General features: G+C 71.8%; 18 protein-coding genes. 12 read left to right on the top strand and 6 right to left on the bottom strand.

The window, feature by feature from the left end:
- The first annotated feature begins 37 nt into the window (after positions 1-37).
- Together Ate02nite_RS17640 and Ate02nite_RS17635 are read left to right on the top strand one after the other, a co-directional pair.
- The gene (locus Ate02nite_RS17640; RefSeq protein ID WP_203806704.1) at positions 38-1,546 is read left to right on the top strand and encodes an MFS transporter; all 1,509 of its coding nucleotides are present in this window, start codon (positions 38-40) and stop codon (positions 1,544-1,546) included.
- Complete coding sequence (locus Ate02nite_RS17635; RefSeq protein ID WP_203806702.1) at positions 1,543-2,142, top strand: TetR/AcrR family transcriptional regulator; 600 nt, start codon at positions 1,543-1,545, stop codon at positions 2,140-2,142. The genes Ate02nite_RS17640 and Ate02nite_RS17635 overlap by 4 nt, the downstream gene beginning before the upstream one ends.
- Here the strand turns inward: Ate02nite_RS17635 and Ate02nite_RS17630 are convergent.
- Positions 2,134-2,637: a TetR/AcrR family transcriptional regulator gene (locus tag Ate02nite_RS17630; protein ID WP_203806700.1), complete on the bottom strand. Its 504-nt coding sequence runs from the start codon at positions 2,635-2,637 to the stop codon at positions 2,134-2,136. The two genes, Ate02nite_RS17635 and Ate02nite_RS17630, sit on opposite strands and share 9 nt — an antisense overlap.
- 72 nt (positions 2,638-2,709) lie before the next feature.
- Between Ate02nite_RS17630 and Ate02nite_RS17625 the strand changes: the two genes are divergently transcribed.
- From Ate02nite_RS17625 to Ate02nite_RS17615, 3 genes are all read left to right on the top strand, one after another.
- Entirely contained in the window at positions 2,710-3,381 is a 672-nt protein-coding gene (locus Ate02nite_RS17625) for an SDR family oxidoreductase (protein WP_203806698.1), read from the top strand.
- Positions 3,382-3,456: 75 nt separating this feature from the next.
- Positions 3,457-3,852 (top strand): RidA family protein, encoded by a 396-nt coding sequence (locus Ate02nite_RS17620; RefSeq protein WP_239147487.1) that lies wholly within the window; start codon positions 3,457-3,459, stop codon positions 3,850-3,852.
- Between the two features lie 125 nt (positions 3,853-3,977).
- On the top strand, positions 3,978-6,047 hold the full coding sequence (locus tag Ate02nite_RS17615; RefSeq protein WP_203806696.1) for a hypothetical protein: 2,070 nt from the start codon (positions 3,978-3,980) through the stop codon (positions 6,045-6,047).
- A gap of 217 nt (positions 6,048-6,264) precedes the next feature.
- Here the strand turns inward: Ate02nite_RS17615 and Ate02nite_RS17610 are convergent, their stop codons facing one another.
- Entirely contained in the window at positions 6,265-7,983 is a 1,719-nt protein-coding gene (locus tag Ate02nite_RS17610; protein ID WP_203806694.1) for an FUSC family protein, read from the bottom strand.
- Positions 7,984-8,039: 56 nt separating this feature from the next.
- Here Ate02nite_RS17610 and Ate02nite_RS17605 point away from each other — a divergent pair, with 56 nt between their 5' ends.
- On the top strand, positions 8,040-9,455 hold the full coding sequence (locus Ate02nite_RS17605) for a GntP family permease (RefSeq protein WP_203806692.1): 1,416 nt from the start codon (positions 8,040-8,042) through the stop codon (positions 9,453-9,455).
- Here Ate02nite_RS17605 and Ate02nite_RS17600 read toward each other — a convergent pair.
- Positions 9,452-9,892, bottom strand: a complete 441-nt coding sequence (locus Ate02nite_RS17600; protein WP_203806690.1) for a hypothetical protein — start codon at positions 9,890-9,892, stop codon at positions 9,452-9,454. The genes Ate02nite_RS17605 and Ate02nite_RS17600 overlap by 4 nt on opposite strands.
- 57 nt (positions 9,893-9,949) lie before the next feature.
- Positions 9,950-10,222, bottom strand: coding sequence for a hypothetical protein (locus tag Ate02nite_RS17595; protein ID WP_203806688.1), 273 nt, complete (start codon positions 10,220-10,222; stop codon positions 9,950-9,952).
- A gap of 206 nt (positions 10,223-10,428) precedes the next feature.
- On the opposite strand from Ate02nite_RS17595, the gene Ate02nite_RS17590 reads away from it, so the two are divergent.
- The 5 genes from Ate02nite_RS17590 to Ate02nite_RS17570 all read left to right on the top strand — a co-directional run bounded on the left by Ate02nite_RS17590 (position 10,429) and on the right by Ate02nite_RS17570 (position 13,656).
- Entirely contained in the window at positions 10,429-10,758 is a 330-nt protein-coding gene (locus tag Ate02nite_RS17590) for an ArsR/SmtB family transcription factor (RefSeq protein ID WP_203806686.1), read from the top strand.
- Positions 10,755-11,195, top strand: a complete 441-nt coding sequence (locus Ate02nite_RS17585; protein WP_239147486.1) for an SRPBCC family protein — start codon at positions 10,755-10,757, stop codon at positions 11,193-11,195. The genes Ate02nite_RS17590 and Ate02nite_RS17585 overlap by 4 nt, the downstream gene beginning before the upstream one ends.
- On the top strand, positions 11,192-11,539 hold the full coding sequence (locus Ate02nite_RS17580) for a nuclear transport factor 2 family protein (protein WP_203806685.1): 348 nt from the start codon (positions 11,192-11,194) through the stop codon (positions 11,537-11,539). Before Ate02nite_RS17585 ends, Ate02nite_RS17580 begins: the two co-directional genes overlap by 4 nt.
- An 82-nt stretch (positions 11,540-11,621) precedes the next feature.
- The gene (locus Ate02nite_RS17575) at positions 11,622-12,245 is read left to right on the top strand and encodes a maleylpyruvate isomerase family mycothiol-dependent enzyme (protein ID WP_203806683.1); all 624 of its coding nucleotides are present in this window, start codon (positions 11,622-11,624) and stop codon (positions 12,243-12,245) included.
- A 31-nt stretch (positions 12,246-12,276) separates the two neighbouring features.
- Positions 12,277-13,656: a serine/threonine-protein kinase gene (locus Ate02nite_RS17570; protein ID WP_203806681.1), complete on the top strand. Its 1,380-nt coding sequence runs from the start codon at positions 12,277-12,279 to the stop codon at positions 13,654-13,656.
- 6 nt (positions 13,657-13,662) lie between these two features.
- Here the strand turns inward: Ate02nite_RS17570 and Ate02nite_RS17565 are convergent, their stop codons facing one another.
- A complete protein-coding gene (locus Ate02nite_RS17565; RefSeq protein WP_239147485.1) occupies positions 13,663-15,456 on the bottom strand; it encodes a LamG domain-containing protein in 1,794 nt (597 codons plus the stop codon).
- 227 nt (positions 15,457-15,683) lie between these two features.
- Between Ate02nite_RS17565 and Ate02nite_RS17560 the strand changes: the two genes are divergently transcribed.
- The gene (locus tag Ate02nite_RS17560) at positions 15,684-16,133 is read left to right on the top strand and encodes a hypothetical protein (RefSeq protein ID WP_203806677.1); all 450 of its coding nucleotides are present in this window, start codon (positions 15,684-15,686) and stop codon (positions 16,131-16,133) included.
- Here Ate02nite_RS17560 and Ate02nite_RS17555 read toward each other — a convergent pair.
- Positions 16,100-17,260 (bottom strand): NAD(P)/FAD-dependent oxidoreductase, encoded by a 1,161-nt coding sequence (locus Ate02nite_RS17555; protein WP_203806675.1) that lies wholly within the window; start codon positions 17,258-17,260, stop codon positions 16,100-16,102. The two genes, Ate02nite_RS17560 and Ate02nite_RS17555, sit on opposite strands and share 34 nt — an antisense overlap.
- Between the last annotated feature and the right edge of the window lie 50 nt (positions 17,261-17,310).

Here is a 17,310-nt window from a genome sequence, read left to right as displayed (position 1 = left end):
TTGACAGTCACTCTGAAGTGACAGCTACTGTCAAAACATGGCTACTTCCAAATCGCGCTGGTACGCGCTCGCCGCGCTGGCCCTCAGCACCCTGGCCATCGGCCTGGACACCACGATCCTCAGCGTCGCCCTGCCGACGCTCAGCCGGGACCTGCACGCCTCCACCGGTGACCTGCAGTGGTTCACCAACTCCTACCTGCTGGTTCTCGCCGCCGTGCTGCTGCCGGCCGGCATGCTCGGCGACCGCTTCGGCCGCAAGAAGTTCCTGCTCGGCGCCCTGTTCGTGTTCGGGGCCGCCTCGGCCGCCTGCGCCTGGTCGGCCTCCACCGGTCAGCTCATCGCGGCCCGCACCGCGCTCGGCCTCGGCGCCGCCGTGCTGATGCCGCTGTCCGGCGCGGTGCTCACCGTGCTGTTCGAGGCCAAGGAGCGCTCCCGGGCGCTGTCCATCTGGCTCACCGCGAGTGCGCTCGGCATCCCGCTCGGCCCGCTGCTGGGCGGCTGGCTGCTCGACAACTTCTGGTGGGGCTCGGTCTTCCTGATCAACGTGCCGCTGGTGGCGATCGCCCTGGTCGCGGTGTCGCTCTGGGTGCCCGAGTCGCACGGCGACCGCACCCGGCGCTTCGACCTGCCCGGCGTGCTGCTCAGTGCGGCCGGCCTGGTCTCGGTCACCTACGGCATCATCGAGGCCGGCGATCGGGGCTGGTCCGACGCCCGCTCGCTGATCACCATGATCGCCGGAGTTCTACTACTCGCGAGCTTCGTGTTCTGGCAGCGGCGAGCCACAGTTCCACTCGTCGACCTCGCACTGTTCCGCTCCCGGCAGTTCACCGGTGGTGCCGTGCTCGCCACGGTGGCCAGTTTCGGGATGCTCGGGTTGATGTTCTCGCTGCCACAGTTCTACAGCGCGGTCGAGGGGCAGGACGCTTTCGGTTCCGGGTTGCGGCTGCTGCCGGTGATCGGCGGACTGCTTGTCGGCGCCCGTACGGCCGAGAAGCTCGCGGCGCGACTCGGTAGCCGTACGGTCATCGCCGGGGGTTTGACCTTGATGACCGTCGCCCTGCTGATCGGTGCGCAGACCAGCGCGACCAGCGGGTTTGGATTCATCGCCACCTGGGTCAGCCTGGCCGGTCTCGGGCTCGGCTTCACCCTGCCGCCGTCGATGGACGCGGCGCTGGGCGCGCTCACCGCCGAGCGCAGCGGCGTCGGCAACGGCCTGCTGCAGGCGATGCGCCAGGTCGGCGGCGCGATCGGGGTGGCCGTGCTGGGCACCGTGCTCAACGGCGCCTACCGCGATCACCTGCCGGGCAGCGCGAGCACGACGGCCCGGGAGAGTGTCGCCGGCGGTGTCGCGACCGCGACCGACCCCGGCGCGCTGGAGGCGATCCGCACCGCGTTCACCCACGGCATGGACGTCTCGCTGGTGGTCGCGGCGGCCGTCGCGGCCGCCGGAGTGATCCTCGCGGTGCTGATGCTCCCCGGCCGGGAGGCGCCCGCGGCGGCGGTCGTGGAAGAGGAACGGCTGGCCCTGGCAGAATCGGGGCTATGACCTCGCCCCTGCCAGCCGGCCTGCGGGAACGCAAGAAGGCAAAGACCCGGCTCGCCATCCGCGAGCAGGCGATCCGGCTCTTCGAGGAGCAGGGGTACGCGGCAACCACCGTGGACCAGATCGCGGAGGCGGCCGAGGTCTCGCCGAGCACGTTCTTCCGCTACTTCCCGACCAAGGAAGACGTCATCCTCACCGACGACTACGACCCGCTGATCGTCGAGGCGATCAAGGCGCAGCCGCCCGGCGTCTCCCCGGTCAAGGCGCTGCTGAACGGCATGAAGTCGGTCTTCCTGCAGTTCAGCGCGGAGGAGTGGGAGAGCGAGCGGCGCCGCCAGCGGATCTACCAGGCGGTGCCCGAGCTGCGGGCGCGGGTGATGAACCAGACGGTGATGGCGGTCGACATGCTCGCCGCCGCCCTGGCCGAGCGGGACGGCGGGAGCGCCGACGACCTCAGCTACCGGGTGGTGGCGGGCGCCATCGTCGGCGTCGTCGTGGCGATCACCCCGCCCGGTTCGGCCAACGGCTTCGGCCCGGAAGATCTCGGGCAGCTCGAGGAGGCGCTGAACATCCTCGAGGCCAATTTCCGCCTACGCTAGGGCGGCCTTCGCCGCCTCCAGGATCCGGTCGGAGAGCTCGGTGCCGGCCGTCGCGCGCGCGAGCACCATCGCTCCGACCAGGGTGCTTACCGCCGCGAGATCATCTCCGAGCCATTCCGCATAAAGATCAACCCCTTGCGTGTACGCCGGGAGAGCGCCATCCTCACGCGCCAGGTCGCCGCCGAACCCGGCCGCCGGGCAGCCGATCCCCGGATTGTCCCGGTGTTCGGGGGAGAGGTACTCCCGCAGGAAGGTCTCCCGGTCGAGCCCGCGCAGCCGCTCGGCCATCCCCGCAAAGGCGTGCTCGACCGCCTCGGCGACCAGCGCGTCCTTGGATGCGAACTGCTTGTAGAAGCCACCGTGGGTCAGCCCGACCTCGGCCATCACGTCGGCCACGCTCACCCCGTCCACCCCGCGCTCGCGGAACAGCCGGGCCGCCGTCTCGACGATCCGCTTCCGGTTCTCCTGCGCCTGCGCCTGCGACACCCGTCCCATGAACCTGAGTATAGATGGCGTGTGTCATCTATTACCTTGCGGCCTTTAGATGTCACTCGTAATCTAAGTCGCATGGACATCACGAACTCGGTAGCCGTCGTCACCGGTGCCAACCGCGGCCTAGGCCGCCACTTCGCCGCCCAGCTCCTCGAGCGCGGCGCCAAGGTCTACGCCGCCGCGCGGGTGCTGGACAGCATCGATCTCCCCGGCGCGATCCCGCTGCAGCTGGACATCACCGACCCGGCCTCGATCGCACAGGCTGCCAAGACGGCCGGCGACGCCACCCTGCTGATCAACAACGCCGGCACGTCCCTGGGCCAGAGCCTGATCGACGGCGACCTGGACCAGATCCGCCTGGAAATGGAGACCCACTACTTCGGCACCCTCGGTGTGACCAGGGCGTTCGTCCCGGCGATCGAGGCCAACGGCGGCGGCGCGATCCTCAACGTGCTGTCCGTGCTGTCGTGGTGGCACCCGGCCCAGGCCGGTGCCTACTCCGCGGCCAAGGCGGCGGGCTGGGCGATGACCCGAGCGGTACGCGACGAGCTGGCCCCGCGCGGCATCGAAGTGGCGGCGCTGCACGTCGGCTACATGGCCACCGACATGGCCGCGCACGTCCCCGCCGACCAGAAGACCGACCCGGCCGTGGTGGCCGCGCTGGCCCTGGACGGCCTAGCCGAGGGCCGCCCGGAAATCCTTGCCGACGAGGTAACCCGAGCGGTGAAGGCCGGCCTCGCCGGCTGACGACGGGTTGGCCGCTGTCGATATCGTCCGGTGAGTCGCCGGTGCCACCCGCGCCGGCTCACCGGGGGAGATCACGTGGACCACGCCAGCATCACGGCCGTCGACCCGGCCGCCCTGCCCGCGCCGACCGGCAACTACACCCATGGCACGCTCGTTACCGGTGCCCAGCGGATCGTCTTCGTCAGCGGTCAGGTGCCGTGGGCGGACAGCGACGGCAAGGTGCCGGACGACTTCGACACCCAGTGCCGGCTCGTCTGGGCGAACATCGGCGCCGTGCTGGCCGAGGCCGGCCTGAGCCTGGGCCACCTGGCCAAGGTCACCACGTACCTGTCCGATCGCCGGTATCGGGCGGCCAACAGCCGGATCCGGGCCGAGGTGCTCGGCGATCACCATCCGGCTCTCACCATCATCATCACCGGCATCTACGCCGAGGAATGGCTCCTGGAGATCGAGGCCATCGCGGTGGCGTGACGGCGGTGTCCCCGGCCGGAGCCGGGGCATCGCGGTGGTGCGCCGGGGCCGGCCGTCGTTGATGACGGCGGATGGCTGACAGGTTGTGCGGCCCGCTTGCGGCCGTCACGTGCTTCAATCCGTCCATGATGGTCGACGGCAGCCCGGCCGGGCGCCTGCCGTGGCTTGCCCCGTCCGCCGTGGTGCGCCGGATCACCGAGATGCGCGCCGCCGGTGGGCACCGGCCGGCCGAGATGCTGCTCGATGCGATCGGCGCGAGCCGGACGGCGGGCGAGGTGGCCGGCGTCGTCGAGGTCCTGGACCCGGCCGACGCCGGCCGGGTGCTGGCTGCCGCCTGCCAGCGGCCCGCCGCCGAGATCGCGGCGATCCTCACCGCACTGCCCGATCCGGGCCGCGCGGCCTTCGCCGCTTTCGCCGCCGGGCTTGGTGCCCCCGAGGTCGTCGCGGTGTCCGGCCTGCTCGAACCGCCGGAACGCGATGCCCTGCTCGACGCAGCCGTCGAGGTCCGGCTCGATCGGCGCCCGGAGATGATCGCGCTGGTGGCGGCGCTGTCCGAAGCGGACGGTGGGCAAGCCGAACATGACCAGGCTGCAGCCGGCCAGCGGCCCGAGCGTCAAGCGGACGGTGGGCGGGCCGAGCATCACTCCGCCGCCGACCGGCGGTCCGAGCGTCAACCGGACGATGGGCGGGCCGAGCATCACTCCGCCGCCGGCCAGCGGTCTGAGAGCCAACTGGACGGGGTGCTGGATCGGGCCGTAGCCCGGATCCCGGTGGCGGCCGCGCTCGGCGCCGCGCTGCGCGACGTCGGCGCCGACGAGCGGGCCGGTCGGTTGATCGGTCGGGCGGCCGGGCACTGTCAGCACGCCATCGAGTTCATCGGGCTGCTGGGGGCGGTCCCGATCGACGACGCGCTCGCGCGGGCGGCTGCCCGGTGCGACCCCGGGCACGTCGCGGCGCTCATCGGCCACCTCGAGACCACTGACCACGACGCGGCCGACGCCCTGGCCGACGCGGTGGTCGCCGAAGGGCCGGGCACGACCGGGCCGGTGCTGGCCCGGCTCGACCCGGAACCGATGCGCCGGTTCGTCCCGCGGCTCGCCGGGCTGACCCCGAGCGGTGTGGTCGAGGTGATGGCCGAGCTGGTGCGGGCCGACCGGCGGGTGCTGTCCCGGGCGATCGCCACCGCCGTACCGCCCGGGTTCGCCTGGCCGTCCCAGGCCGGCACCCGGGTCCTCATCGACCTCGTGGTGGCCTCGGCCGTGCACAGCGCCCGGCTGACCGGTCTCGCCGCGCCGGGCGCGTTCGCCGCCGAACTGGCCGGCGAACCGCCCGGGGTGATCGCCGCCGTGCTGACCCGGGCCTGCGCCGTCGCGGCCGTCCCGGTCGTCGACGCGATCCTCGGCGAGCTGGCCCGGGGCCCCGACACGGTCAAATGGGTGGCCCGGCTGTGGCACATCGCCCCCGAACCGGCCGCGTCCGGCGGCCGCCGCCCCGACCTGGTCGACCGCTATCTGGACCTGGTCATCCAGTACCGGTCGCCGCGCGAGGTCGCCGCCCTGATCGACGAGCTGGACGCCGGCGACGGCAGCCCGATGGCCGGCCGGATCGTGCGGATGCTGCTCGACGACCCGGGCCGCCGGTGGGTCCGCCCCTACATCGGGCATCTGCTGGGCGGCTCGCCGCGGGCCGCCGGCCTGCGCGGCGACTGGACCGGCGACCGGGTCGAGCTGGCCCGCGCGGCCGCCGTCGAGGAACTGCGCCGGGTGCTGCGCGAACCCGGCCCGGTGGACCGCTGGCTGCCGGTGCTCTCACTGCGCACCGCCGAGCGTCCGCTGTGGCTGGTGCGGCTGGGCGACCTGGACGCCGGCTCTCTGATCGGCCTGAGCAACCGGGGCGTGCACTGCCACAGCGTGCCCGGCCCACACATGCGGCAGGAGCCCCGGGAGTTCCGCATCGACTACGAGCAGTTCGCCCACTTGACCTTCGGTTTCACCGAGGAGAGCCACCGAATCCGCATCGTCAAACAGCAGGCCACCTACTTCTGGGCGGTAGGCCCCGCCGCCGAAGCCCAGGCCCGCGGCGTGACGGCCCTGCTCAACGTGGTGGCGACGGCGGTGCGAGCCGTCTTCGCGGTGCACCTGGACGAGCCACTGGGCCCGTCCGCGTCGGGTTGGTTCAGCGCCGAACGAATCTGACCCACCGCCCAGCCCAGCCCGGCGTGGCACCGCCCGTCCCGCCCGCCGCCACCCACCGCTGCCGATCTTGTGGAGCGGCCGTTCGGAGCTGACGGGAGCTCGCCAAGGTCGTGATGCGGGGATGGCTGGCTCGGCTTGGCGCTGCCCGGCGCTGTCGATCTTGTGGGGCCGCTGTTGGGAGGTGACGGGAGTTCGTCAAGGTCGCGATTCGGGGGTGTCAGGTGGGGGAGTCGGTTTGGTTGTTTGCGTCTGGGCGGTTCAGCTTTGCCAGGGACTGGCGGGCCTCTCGCTCGGTGGCCAGGACTCGCTCGGTGGTGTCGGGGGCCAGGCCTGGTTCGCCGGTTGCTACGGCGTACGCCTCGCGCAGTGTCAGCAACGCTCGGGCGACCCGCGTCGCCTCGCCGGAGGGACCGCCTGGATCGCGTCGCAGGGCCGTCGTGGCCGCTGTCACCGCGGTTATCGCCTCGTTCAGGTGGCGGACGGCGGCCCGGTTGCGCACCATCGCCGCCGCCAGCAGACCCAGCGCGCAGCCCAGCAGGGTCTGCACCAGGCGGTCGCCGATCAGGTCGGCGGCCGGGGTCGGGCGGCCCAGCTCGCCTACGAGCAGGGCCAGCGGAGTGATCGCCAGCATCGCCAGGCCGTAGTTGCGGACCACCAGCAGCTCCGCGCAGACCTGCGCTATCGCGATCGCGGCGACCAGGGTCCAGTGGTCGCCGGGCAGGGCCACCGCAGCGCCGGCCAGGAACAGGCCGATGGTGGTGCCGGCCGCTCGCTGCATCGCCTTGTGCAGCGACAGCCGCATCGAGTCCGCCTGCAGCACCGCTACCGCCGACAGCGCCGCCCAATAGGGGTGGCCCAGGCCGGTGACGTGGGCCAGCAGGCCGGCTGCCGCGCCCGCGGCCAGTGCGCCCAGCGCTACCCGGGCGGCGGCCGGCCAGACCGGGCCGGGGCGGCGGGCGCCGGGCTCGCGCAGCAGCAGCGTGTAGACGCGGCGGCCGAGTACCTCGTCGGTCTCCGCCTTCCGCATCTCGGCGATCGGGGCCGGGCCGCGGCGGGCGACGGCGTCGGCCAGGGCGCGCAGGGCCTTCGCGGCCTCCGGGCTGTGGCCGTGGATGCCGCTCAGCTCGGTCTCGGCTCGGGCGACCAGCAGCGCCTCCGCCGGCCGATCCGGCGGAACGGCCCGCCAGGCCCGCTCGATCGCGGCCGCCGCCTGCTGCCGCGCAACAAGCCCGGCGGGGCTCGGGGGTGTGTCGCTCCTCCGCGTGCCGGGCGGCGGCTGTTCTGCGGCGGGGCCGCCTGGCGTTTGCTGTCGGTCGGCGGAATTTGCTGTCGCTTCGTTCGGGGTGGGGAAGGTGGGGGCTGTGTCGTTCAGGGCGGCGGCTGCTCGCAAGGCCCGCGCCACCGCCAGGCGCATGGGGGCGTCTCGGTCTACCAGGACGCCGGCCATGGCTATCAGCCAGGCCAGGGCGGCGGAGCCGCCGCAGAGCAGCGGGTGCCGCCACAGGTCGGTGGGCGTGGCCGGCATCGCGCTGGTCACGGCGGTGGCGAAGGCGAACATCAGGCCGCCCGGCGGGCCTACCCGGAAGCGGCCGCACAGCAGGGTGGCCACGCCGCCGGTCAGCGCCACCGCAGCCGCGCCGAACGCCTCCGGATGCGGGCTCAGCGCGGCCAGAGTGCCGGTGAAGACGCAGGCGAGCAGGCCGACCGCGGCGAAGGTCAGCACGCGGGCGCGGCGGGCGTAGGGCTCGTCCCGGGCGTACAGGGCGGTGAAAGCTCCGAAGGTCGCCACCCCGGCCCAGGCCGGGCGGCCGGCCGCTACCAGGACGACCAGCGGGACCGCCACCGCCAGGCCGGCCCGCAGGGCGAAGGCCCAGGCCGCGTCGACCGGCCGGACCTTCGCGGCCGCGCGCACCTCGGGCATGATCAACTTGGCCATTTATCCCTTTTACCCGACGAAGATTCAAAGCAACCGGGCGGGGGTATGCCCGGCCCATGACGTCCCTCGCTGCCGAGGCCATCACTGATGCCGGAACCGGTCAACTAGTACTCGCCGCGGTGCTGGCCATCGTGGTCGTCGTTCTTCTCATCGCCTGGGCCAAGTGGCATCCGTTCCTGGCCCTCATCCTCGGTTCGGCGACGCTCGGGCTGGTCGCCGGCGCCTCACCGGGCACCACCGTCACCTCCTTCACCACCGGGCTGGGCAGCACGGTCGGCAGCGTGGGGCTGCTGATCGCGCTCGGCTCGATGATCGGTGCTCTGCTGGCCGAGTCGGGTGGCGCCGACGGCATCGTCAACCGGATCGTCGAGCGGGTCTCCGGCTCGGCGCTGCCGTGGGCGATGGCGGGCGTCGCCGCCCTGGTCGGGTTGCCGCTGTTCTTCGAGGTCGGCGTGGTGCTCCTGGTGCCGATCGTGTTGCTCGTCGCTCGGCGTACGGACATCGGGCTTTTGCGGGTTGGCATTCCGGCCCTGGCCGGGCTTTCGGTCTTGCACGGGCTGGTGCCGCCGCACCCGGGGCCGCTGGTGGCGATCTCCAGTCTCAACGCCGACCTCGGGCTCACGCTGCTGTTCGGGCTGATCTGCGCGATCCCGACGGTGATCGTGGCCGGGCCGGTCTTCGGTAACTGGATCGCCAAGCGGGTGCCGCTGCCGGTGCCGGCGCTCCTGGGACCGGCCGACGCGGCTGTTGCCTCGGGGGACGAGGACTACGCCAAGGACGCCACCGAGCCCGACCGTAACCGGCGGAACCCCGGCTTCTGGCCGGCGGTGCTGACCGTGCTGCTGCCGATCGTGCTGATGCTGGCCCGGGCCGTCGGGGAACTCACCGCCGACAAGGGCAATCCGGTGCGGGACGCGCTCGACGTGCTCGGCAATCCGCCGGTGGCGCTGCTGTTCGGGGTGCTGCTGGCGATGTGGTCGCTGGGCAAGCGGTCCGGGATGGACCGGCGGGAGACCAACGCCGTGCTCGGCGGGTCGCTGCCGCCGATCGCCGGCATCCTGCTGATCGTGGCCGCCGGCGGTGGCTTCAAGCAGGTGCTCGTCGATGTCGGGGTGGGCAACATCGTCGCCGACGCGGCCAAGGACGCCAACATCAACGCGCTGCTGCTGGGCTGGCTGGTCGCGGTCGGCATCCGGGTCGCCACCGGCTCGGCGACCGTCGCCACCATCACCGCGGCGGGAATCGTGGCGCCGCTGGCCGCCACCCTGGACAAGCCCGAGGTGTCGCTGCTGGCGCTGGCGATCGGCTGCGGGTCGCTGTTCTTCTCGCACGTCAACGACGCCGGGTTCTGGCTGGTCAAGGAGTACTTCGGGATGACCGTCGGGCAGACCATCAAAACCTGGTCGGTGATGGAGACGATCATCTCGGTGGTCGGCTTCATCTTCGTCTTCCTGCTCTACCTAGTGGTCTAGGCAGGTCGCTCGAAGTCGATGTACTCCTTTATCGCCCGGCGCGCGAAGACCGGACCCATCCGTAACGCGGCGAGTGGGCGGGGGAAGGCACTCCGTCGCGCGATCTGATGCACTCTCGGCCGCGAGACGTCCATCAGTTGGGCGATCTCCGCAATACCGACCAGGTCGGGAGCGGGTTCGTCCGCCCCGACCTGCTGGGTGCTGATCGAAACCACGCGCAGATCGAGGCGGGTGGTGGCGAGGAACCCTTCGATCTCCGAGAGGCCGGCCCGGACGGCGCCGGCGGCATCGTCGGACATCTGGCGAGTGCTCACGACCACGTCGCCGTTGGTCTCGAACGAGATGCTCGCTCCCGAGTTCTCGGCGAGGCTCGTCAGCCGGGCTCGGGCGACGTCGTACGGCTGTGGTCGCTGTAGTCGCGCTCGAGTAATCCACATGGTCGTCCTCCGGGCATCTGGTGGCCGACTCGGGTCGGCCACCAGTCGAGAAGATTCTTACTTGCCGGAATCAGTGACCCGTACGTCGATCGCCGATGCCGTGAGGCACACGATCAGGGCGCTGAGTAGGTAGTCGCCGCCGGTTCGATTCCAGGCGAAGCTCCCCAGGGCGGCGGAAACCGCGATGATCACGATGTGGCGCAGCGAGATCCGTCTCGCTCTCGACGCCTCGGGCCGTGTCGTCGGCCCGCTGCTTTCGTTAAGGTTCATGATGTCCCTCCGTTTGGGTTTTGCGGCCTGACCGTGGACATGGGCGGTGGTCGTCTGCATACGGCCGCCGCCCCTTTTATCGACGTTGACTATCGCGGATCAGCCGTGCGATGCCGTCGCACTTTGCGTGCGTCCCCTGGATACGGTTGAGACGGATATGCCGGACAAATACGCATAGAGGGCTCTTACAGTTGTTAAGAGCACCGGGATTCTGGTCTTAACAAGCGAGCACTTGTGCAAATAAGCGTTTGTACTAGGGTGTGGTCATGTCTGCTTCATTGGCCGCCCCCGAAGGTGACCTCGACCTGATCTTTGTGGCTCTCGCCGACCCGGTTCGCCGTGCGCTGGTGGCTCGGCTCGCCCTGGGGGATGCCACCGTCGGTGAACTCGCCGAGCCGTTCGAAGTCACCCAGCAGGCGATCTCTCACCACGTCGGTGTGCTGCGGCGAAGTGGCCTGGTCGAGCAGCGGCGCGAGGGCACCCGGCGACCCTGCCGCCTGAGTGTCGACCGGCTCTCCCTGCTCGGCTCGTGGGTCGACGATCAGCGTCGTGCCTGGAACGACCGGCTCGACGCGCTCGAACAGCACCTGCGGTGAGCGAACTCCGCGGCGACGAGCTCATCGCCCGGCGGCACCTTTCGGCGGAACCGGCCCGGGTGTGGACCGCGTTCACCTCGCCGGGTGGGATCGCGGCGTTCTGGGGTGGCTCGCACGCCGTCGTGCCGCCTTCATCGGTGCTCGTAGACCTGCGGCCCGGCGGTGAGTTCGCTCTGGACACCTGGCCGCCGGGCGGCGGTCCCGGCCGGCGGCTCCGGTTCGTCTACGTGAGTATCGCCGCGCCGCACGACCTCGTCTTCGACGAACCCGTCACCGGGCTACGGACGACCGTCACCCTCCGCCCGGACGGCGACGGCACCCATCTCACCGTTCATCAGCGGCGCCTGCCCCCGGAGCTGCGCACCGCCCAGGCGGCCGACGGGCTCGCCTCGATCCTGGACGCCCTCGCCGCACACCTCTCGGAGGCCATCAAATGAGCCAGCGTGACCTTGTCGCCGAATACTTCGCCGGTTTCCGGGCGAGTGACCACCCGCGGATCCTCGCGACCCTCACCGACGACGTCGAGTGGGTCATCCACGGTCACCGGACCACCGCCGGCAAGGACGAGTTCGACGGCGAGATCGAGAACCCGGGGTTCAAGGGCAGCCCCGACCTCGACGTTCAGCGGGTCTTCGAGGACGGCCCGGTCGTCGTCACGACGGGGGAGGGCCGCGGCGTCAGCGTCGAGCACGGGCCGTTCCGGTTCGCCTTCAACGACCTGTTCACCTTCCGGGACGGGCTGATCGCCCGCGTCGACTCGTACGTCGTACCGCTGCCTTGATCTGAGAAAGCCGCCGCCGGACCGATGAGAATGACCCGCGCCGTGAGTATCCCCTCCGAACAGCTGTTGATCTGGAGGGGTTATGGACGAGGAAGCGGTGCGGGCGGCGGTCGTCGCCGAGCGCGGTGAACTGGCGGCGATGCTCGGCGAGTTGGACGCCGGGCGGTGGGATGCGCCGTCGCTGTGCGCCGGCTGGCGGGTGCGGGAAGTGGTGGCCCACATGACCATGCCGTTCCGGATGTCGCCGCCGAGGTTTCTCGGCGAGATGCTCCGGGACTTCGGCAACTTCAACCGGATGTCGGATCGGGTGGCCCGCCGGGACACGTCCCGCCTCACCGACGCCGACCTGCTCGCCTGCCTGCGCGCCAACATCGAGCATCCGTGGCGGCCGCCGGGCGGTGGGTCGGTGGGTGCGCTGTCGCACGACGTGATCCACGGGCTGGACATCTCGGTCGCGCTGGGCCTCGACCGGCGGCCGCCGGTGTCCCGGGTCGGCCTGATCCTGGCCGGGATGCGCGACCGGAACGTCCGGTATTTCGGCGTGGACCTCAGCGAGGTGCGGCTGGAGGCGACCGATCTCGATTGGACCTTCGGGGCCGGGGCGCCGCTGCGCGGCACCGCCCAGGACCTACTGCTGGTGGTGTCCGGCCGTCGTTTGCCGGCCGCGCGCCTGGAAGGTACGGCGGCCGCACGCTTCCGCCGTTAATCCGGAGCCCCGAGTGGGTAGTGGACATGCCATGCCCCTTCCCGGAGAGATACTCGGCGATCGATACCGCTTGGACGACCGGATCGCGGCCGGCGGCATGGGCGAGGTCTGGCGGGCGACCGACACCGTGCTCGGCCGGGACGTCGCGGTCAAGACCCTGCACGCCGGCCGGGCCGGTGACCCCGGATTCCAGACCCGGTTCCGGCACGAGGCGCGGGCCATGGCGGTGCTGCAGCACCCGGGCGTGGCGGACGTCTACGACTACGGGCAGAGCGGTCCGGACGCGTACATCGTGATGGCCCGGGTGAACGGGCAGGCCCTCAATGAGCGGATCGCCGAGCGCGGCCGGCTGAGCGCGGCCGAGACGATGTCGATCGTCGCGCAGGCCGGGCGCGCCCTGGAGGCCGCCCACCAGGCCGGGATCGTGCACCGCGACGTCAAGCCGGGCAACCTGATCATCCAGCCGGACGGAACCGTCGTCCTGGTCGACTTCGGGGTGGCCCGCTCGGCCGAGTCGGCCGCGCTGACCGGGGCGAAGGAGGTGGTGGGCACCGCGCTCTACATCGCGCCGGAGCAGGTCTCGAAGGAGACGACCGGGCCGTCCGCCGACGTCTACGCCCTCGGCGTGGTGGCCTACCACTGCCTGGCCGGGCATCCGCCGTTCATGGGTGACAGCCCGATCGCGGTGGCCGTGCAGCATGTCAGCGACGAGGCGCCGCCGCTGCCGAGCGACGTGCCGCCGAGGGTGGCCGCCCTGGTCAGCACGGCGATGGTGAAGGACCCGGCGGACCGGTTCCCGTCCGCGTCGGCGATGGCCGACACGGCCGAACTCGCCCTGGCCGATCAGGCGGTGGCGCCCGGTTCGGCAACCACGGCGATCTTGGCGGCCACTCCGGCTCCGGCGCGGCCGGCCTCGCCGGTCAGTGGCCACACCGCGGTGCTTCCGGCCGTCTTTCCCCCCAGCAAGGGCGGCGGCCGCGGGCGTACGGCGTTGATGGCCGCCCTGGTCCTGGTCATTCTGGGTACGGCGGTGGCGGTGTTCGCGTTCGTCAACGGTGGTCTGCTGCCCGGCTCGACGCCGGCCGAATCGGCGACCACCAAGCCGGGCGGCGTCCAGTCCCCGGCCGCGACCCATACCACCGGCAAGCGGGGCAACGGCAACAACAACAATCCGGGCCAGGCGCCGGCTTCGAAGCCCGGCAAGACGACCGGGACGACCGCCCCGGCCGCGCCGGCCGCGACCACCAAGGCGCCGACCAAGGAACCGACCGCCGAGCCGACCACGGCCGCGCCCGAGGAGACGACGCCCACCACCGCCGCCGCGCCCGCCGCCACCGAGACCACCGGCGGTGACTCCGGCACCGGTGGTGGCGAGGAAGAGGGGGCGGCCGCGCCGACGGCCACCCCCTGACAAAGATCAGCCGATGTGGATCCAGACGTCGTCCAGGCTGCCGTGGAACTGGTCGTTGTCGGCGCCGACGCCCTTGCCGCCGACGCTGAACGGCATGCTCGACAGCACCGACAGCTCGACCGGCACCGCCACGCTCGTCTTCACCTGATCGTCGACCACGATCGACAGCGTCGGGCCGGTGCGGCGGCACTCCAGGTTGTGCCACTTGCCGTCGGCGATCGACTCCCGGCTGCGGGCGATGTGCACGGCGGTCTCGTCCTTGCCGCCCATCCCGCAGCTCGGTTTGCCGGACACCCCGTCGACCTGCAGCTTGTACTGCCCGCCACCGGTCGAGTAACCCTTCTGCAGGATGTTCTCGCCGGTCGCGGTCTCGGCCGCGGCCAGCAGCACGGCGGCGCCGTAGCGCAGCGGCCGGTTGCCCGGGTTCAGGTCGGCGGTGTCCGGGGCCTGCAGCACCACGCGCGGGCAGGTGGCGCCGGTGCACTTGGGCGGGAAGGTCAGCGCCTGCCCGGCGCCACGCGGCGTCATGGTGGGCTTGCCGCCGTTGCGGACGACCGCGCGCAACAGATGCCCGTGGCCGGAACCGTCGTCGAACGTACCGTCCGCGATCGTGGTGTCGAAGTTGTAGGACGCCACGTAGTCGTTCGCGGCGTCGGCCTTCTCGGTGACCGACCGCGCGCCGGCCAAGGCCGACGGCAGCCCGCCGCCGAACGACACGTACCGCTTGCGGGTCACCCCGCCGACCGTGGTGAAGTCGCCGACCGCGCTGATCGTGCCGAGCGTGGGGCTGGTGGCCAGCTGCCGGGTGCCGGCCACGCCGTTGGCCTGCGGCGACCAGGCGAGCAGGTTGCCCTGCGCGTCGATCGCGGCGAGCTTGCCGCGGACCACCGAGCCGTCGGTGCATTGACCCTTGATGCCGTTGTTGGAGGTCGTGCAGGCTTTGTCGAAGTGCCCGCCCACGTAGGTGGTGCCGTCCAGGGTGGCGATGGCCTGCGCGTCCCCGTCGAACACCCGGGTCCAGCGGGTCTGGCCGGTGCGGGTGTAGGCGACCGCCCGGCCGCCCTGGCCGCCCAGAGCGGCATAGACGCCGGCCTGGTCGGCGGCGAGCGCGAAGACCTGCGACACCGGCTTGGCGACGAAGGTCTTGTCCAGTACGCCGGTGGCCGGGTCGACCGCACTCAGCCGCAGGGTGGAACCGACCCCGTTGGTCTTGTGGAACCGTCCGCCCAGGTAGACCCGGTCGCCGCCGTAGGCGAGCGCGTTCACGGTGTCGTCGGTGGTCGGCGCCCAGGCGTCGAGCGCGCCGGTGGCCAGGGTGAAGGCGGCCAGGTTGGTGCGGGGCTGGCCGTCGACCCCGGTGATCCGGCCCGCCAGGTAGAGCCGGCCGTTGCCCGTGACCAGGGCGTTCGGCTGGCCGAGCACGGTGTGCCGGAGCGGGGTGAGCTGTCCGGAGGTCGCCCCGATGCCGGCCACCGCGTCCCGGGCGGTGCCGTTGACGTTGTCGAAGTCGCCGGCCGCGTAGACGACGTCACCGTCCACCGCGAGGGCGCGCACGTTCGCGTCGGCGGCCGGGCTCCAGTCGAGCAGGGCACCGGTGCGGGCGTTGAACGCGGCCAGCCGGGTCCGGGTGACGTTCTTGCCGCCCGCGTTGGCGCTGGAGAAGTTGCCGCCGACGTAGACGGTGTCGCCGCGATAGGCGACCGCGTAGACCGGGCCGTTGAAGGACGGCGAGACGACGGGGTCGGGGGAGACCACTCCGGCCAGGGCGGCCCCACCGGCTGCGGTGAGGGCCGTGGCCACACCGACGATCAGAACGCGGCGGCGGACGGCAGATTTACCGCTTTTTCGCATGTTGGGCACATTGTCGGCTAACTGAGCTTTGCCGCACCGAGATGTGTCGCTAACGGGTGGCAAAAACCACTGATCGGCTTAATTCCCCACGTATCGACTGCGGGCGATCAACGCGCCGAGCGGTGGGTATCTATGCTTGTCCGCACCCCGTACGCGAAGCCTCAGGGAGACCCACCGTGCCGCAGCGTCGCCTCACCGCCCTGACCATCGCCCTGGTCGCGACCGCGGGGTTGACCGCCGGCTGTGCGATCGAGATCTCGCCCGAGGCCGCCGGAGTGCCGGTGCCGTTCAGCCTGGCCCCGACCCCGTCGGCGTCGGCCGGCGTGCCCGCATACACCTGCACCGCCGCCTACAAGATCCTGACCGACGGCGCGGTGCAGCTGGCCGGTGTGGCCGGCAGCTCCTCCGACTCGGCCAAGCAGAAGATGCGCGACACGTTCACCGACATGGCCGGCAAGCTGGACAAGGAGGCGGCGCTGACCTCGGGCCCGGAGCTCAAGCAGGCGCTGTCGGCGGTCTCGTCCGACCTGACCGCGGCCGCCCAGCAACCGGACCCGAAGGCCTACGTCAACGGCGGTTTCGAGACCGTCGGTCAGAAGCTCGACGACGCCTGTGCCGACGCCTGAGCGGTGACGTGGCGGCGGCGGAAGGGCAGCAGCAGGGTGGGGTTCGCGCTGCCCCAGGCCGCCCCCGCGCTGATCCACTCCTTCACCCGGGCGGCCGGGCGGCCGACGATCGCTGACGGCTTGGCGCGGTCGTCGGCGGTCACCAACTGGATGATGCCGTCGTGCCGGCCCAGACTGATGCACTGGGCGTAATAGCGGATCGGCAACCGGGGGACCTTGCGGCCGGTCAGCCGGGCGGCGATGGCGTCGGCCGCCTGCCAGGCCATCGGGCCGCCGGACGCGCAGGACATGCGCAGCGGCTTGCCACCCGGACCCTCGGCGATCGCGGCGTCGCCCACGGCGTAGACCTCGGGGTGCGAGACCGAGCGCATCGTGGCGTCCACGACGATCTGGCCGGTGGCGGCGACCCGCAGGGATGTCGCCGAGGCGATCGGATGGGTGGCGAAGCCAGTCGTCCACACCGTCACGTCGGCCGGGATCCGCTCACCGGTGGCGGTCCGCGCGCCGGTCTCGTCGGACCGCTCGACCTGGGTGTGCTCGTGGACGGTGATCGCCAGCCGGGTGACGGCCGTGCGCAGGTGCCGCCGGGCCTTGTCGCTCAGCCAGTCACCCAGGCCACCGCGGACGGCGATCGCGACGTGCAGGTCGGGGCGGGCCTCGGCGATCTCGGTGGTCGCCTCGATGCCGGTGAGGCCGCCGCCCACGACCAGGACCGTCGACCCGGCGGCCAGCTCCGTCAGCCGCGCGCTCAGGCGTTCGGCGGCCGGGCGGCCGGCCACGTGATGGGCGTTGACGGTCACGCCGGCGGCGGTGCTGCCCAGGGCGTACACCAGGGTGTCGTAGTTGATCTCGCCATCGGTCAGCCGTACCGTCCGCTGTTCGGGGTCGACCGCGGTGACCCGCGCGATGCGTAGCCGTACCGCAGTGCCGGCGAACGTGCCGGCCAGCGGCCGGCGCCGCATCTCCTGGCCGGTGGCCAGCTGATGCAGGCGGATCCGCTCCACGAAATCGTCGTCGGCGTTCACCAGGGTGATCTCGACGTCGTCCGGATGCAGGCGGCGGGCCAGCCGGCCGGCCGCGTTGGTGCCGGCATAGCCGGCCCCGAGGACGACGATGCGGTGCTTCATGGGTCGCTCCTGTCTGCTTCGGTTGCGCTCGGTTCCAGAACCGGGCAGAA

This window comes from Paractinoplanes tereljensis, assembly GCF_016862435.1.
GTDB classification, from domain to species: domain Bacteria; phylum Actinomycetota; class Actinomycetes; order Mycobacteriales; family Micromonosporaceae; genus Actinoplanes; species Actinoplanes tereljensis.
This window is presented reverse-complemented; position numbering and strand designations above follow the sequence as displayed.

Bases quoted from the DNA above. Each gene is read 5' to 3' on its own strand.
- Ate02nite_RS17590 (WP_203806686.1), top strand. From the start codon at position 10,429: ATGTCTGCTTCATTGGCCGCCCCCGAAGGTGACCTCGACCTGATCTTT.
- Ate02nite_RS17630 (WP_203806700.1), bottom strand. From the start codon at position 2,637: ATGGGACGGGTGTCGCAGGCGCAGGCGCAGGAGAACCGGAAGCGGATC.
- Ate02nite_RS17595 (WP_203806688.1), bottom strand. From the start codon at position 10,222: ATGCAGACGACCACCGCCCATGTCCACGGTCAGGCCGCAAAACCCAAA.
- Ate02nite_RS17555 (WP_203806675.1), bottom strand. From the start codon at position 17,260: ATGAAGCACCGCATCGTCGTCCTCGGGGCCGGCTATGCCGGCACCAAC.
- Ate02nite_RS17610 (WP_203806694.1), bottom strand. From the start codon at position 7,983: ATGGCCAAGTTGATCATGCCCGAGGTGCGCGCGGCCGCGAAGGTCCGG.
- Ate02nite_RS17605 (WP_203806692.1), top strand. From the start codon at position 8,040: ATGACGTCCCTCGCTGCCGAGGCCATCACTGATGCCGGAACCGGTCAA.
- Ate02nite_RS17625 (WP_203806698.1), top strand. From the start codon at position 2,710: ATGGACATCACGAACTCGGTAGCCGTCGTCACCGGTGCCAACCGCGGC.
- Ate02nite_RS17570 (WP_203806681.1), top strand. From the start codon at position 12,277: ATGCCCCTTCCCGGAGAGATACTCGGCGATCGATACCGCTTGGACGAC.
- Ate02nite_RS17635 (WP_203806702.1), top strand. From the start codon at position 1,543: ATGACCTCGCCCCTGCCAGCCGGCCTGCGGGAACGCAAGAAGGCAAAG.
- Ate02nite_RS17600 (WP_203806690.1), bottom strand. From the start codon at position 9,892: ATGTGGATTACTCGAGCGCGACTACAGCGACCACAGCCGTACGACGTC.
- Ate02nite_RS17575 (WP_203806683.1), top strand. From the start codon at position 11,622: ATGGACGAGGAAGCGGTGCGGGCGGCGGTCGTCGCCGAGCGCGGTGAA.
- Ate02nite_RS17580 (WP_203806685.1), top strand. From the start codon at position 11,192: ATGAGCCAGCGTGACCTTGTCGCCGAATACTTCGCCGGTTTCCGGGCG.
- Ate02nite_RS17615 (WP_203806696.1), top strand. From the start codon at position 3,978: ATGATGGTCGACGGCAGCCCGGCCGGGCGCCTGCCGTGGCTTGCCCCG.
- Ate02nite_RS17640 (WP_203806704.1), top strand. From the start codon at position 38: ATGGCTACTTCCAAATCGCGCTGGTACGCGCTCGCCGCGCTGGCCCTC.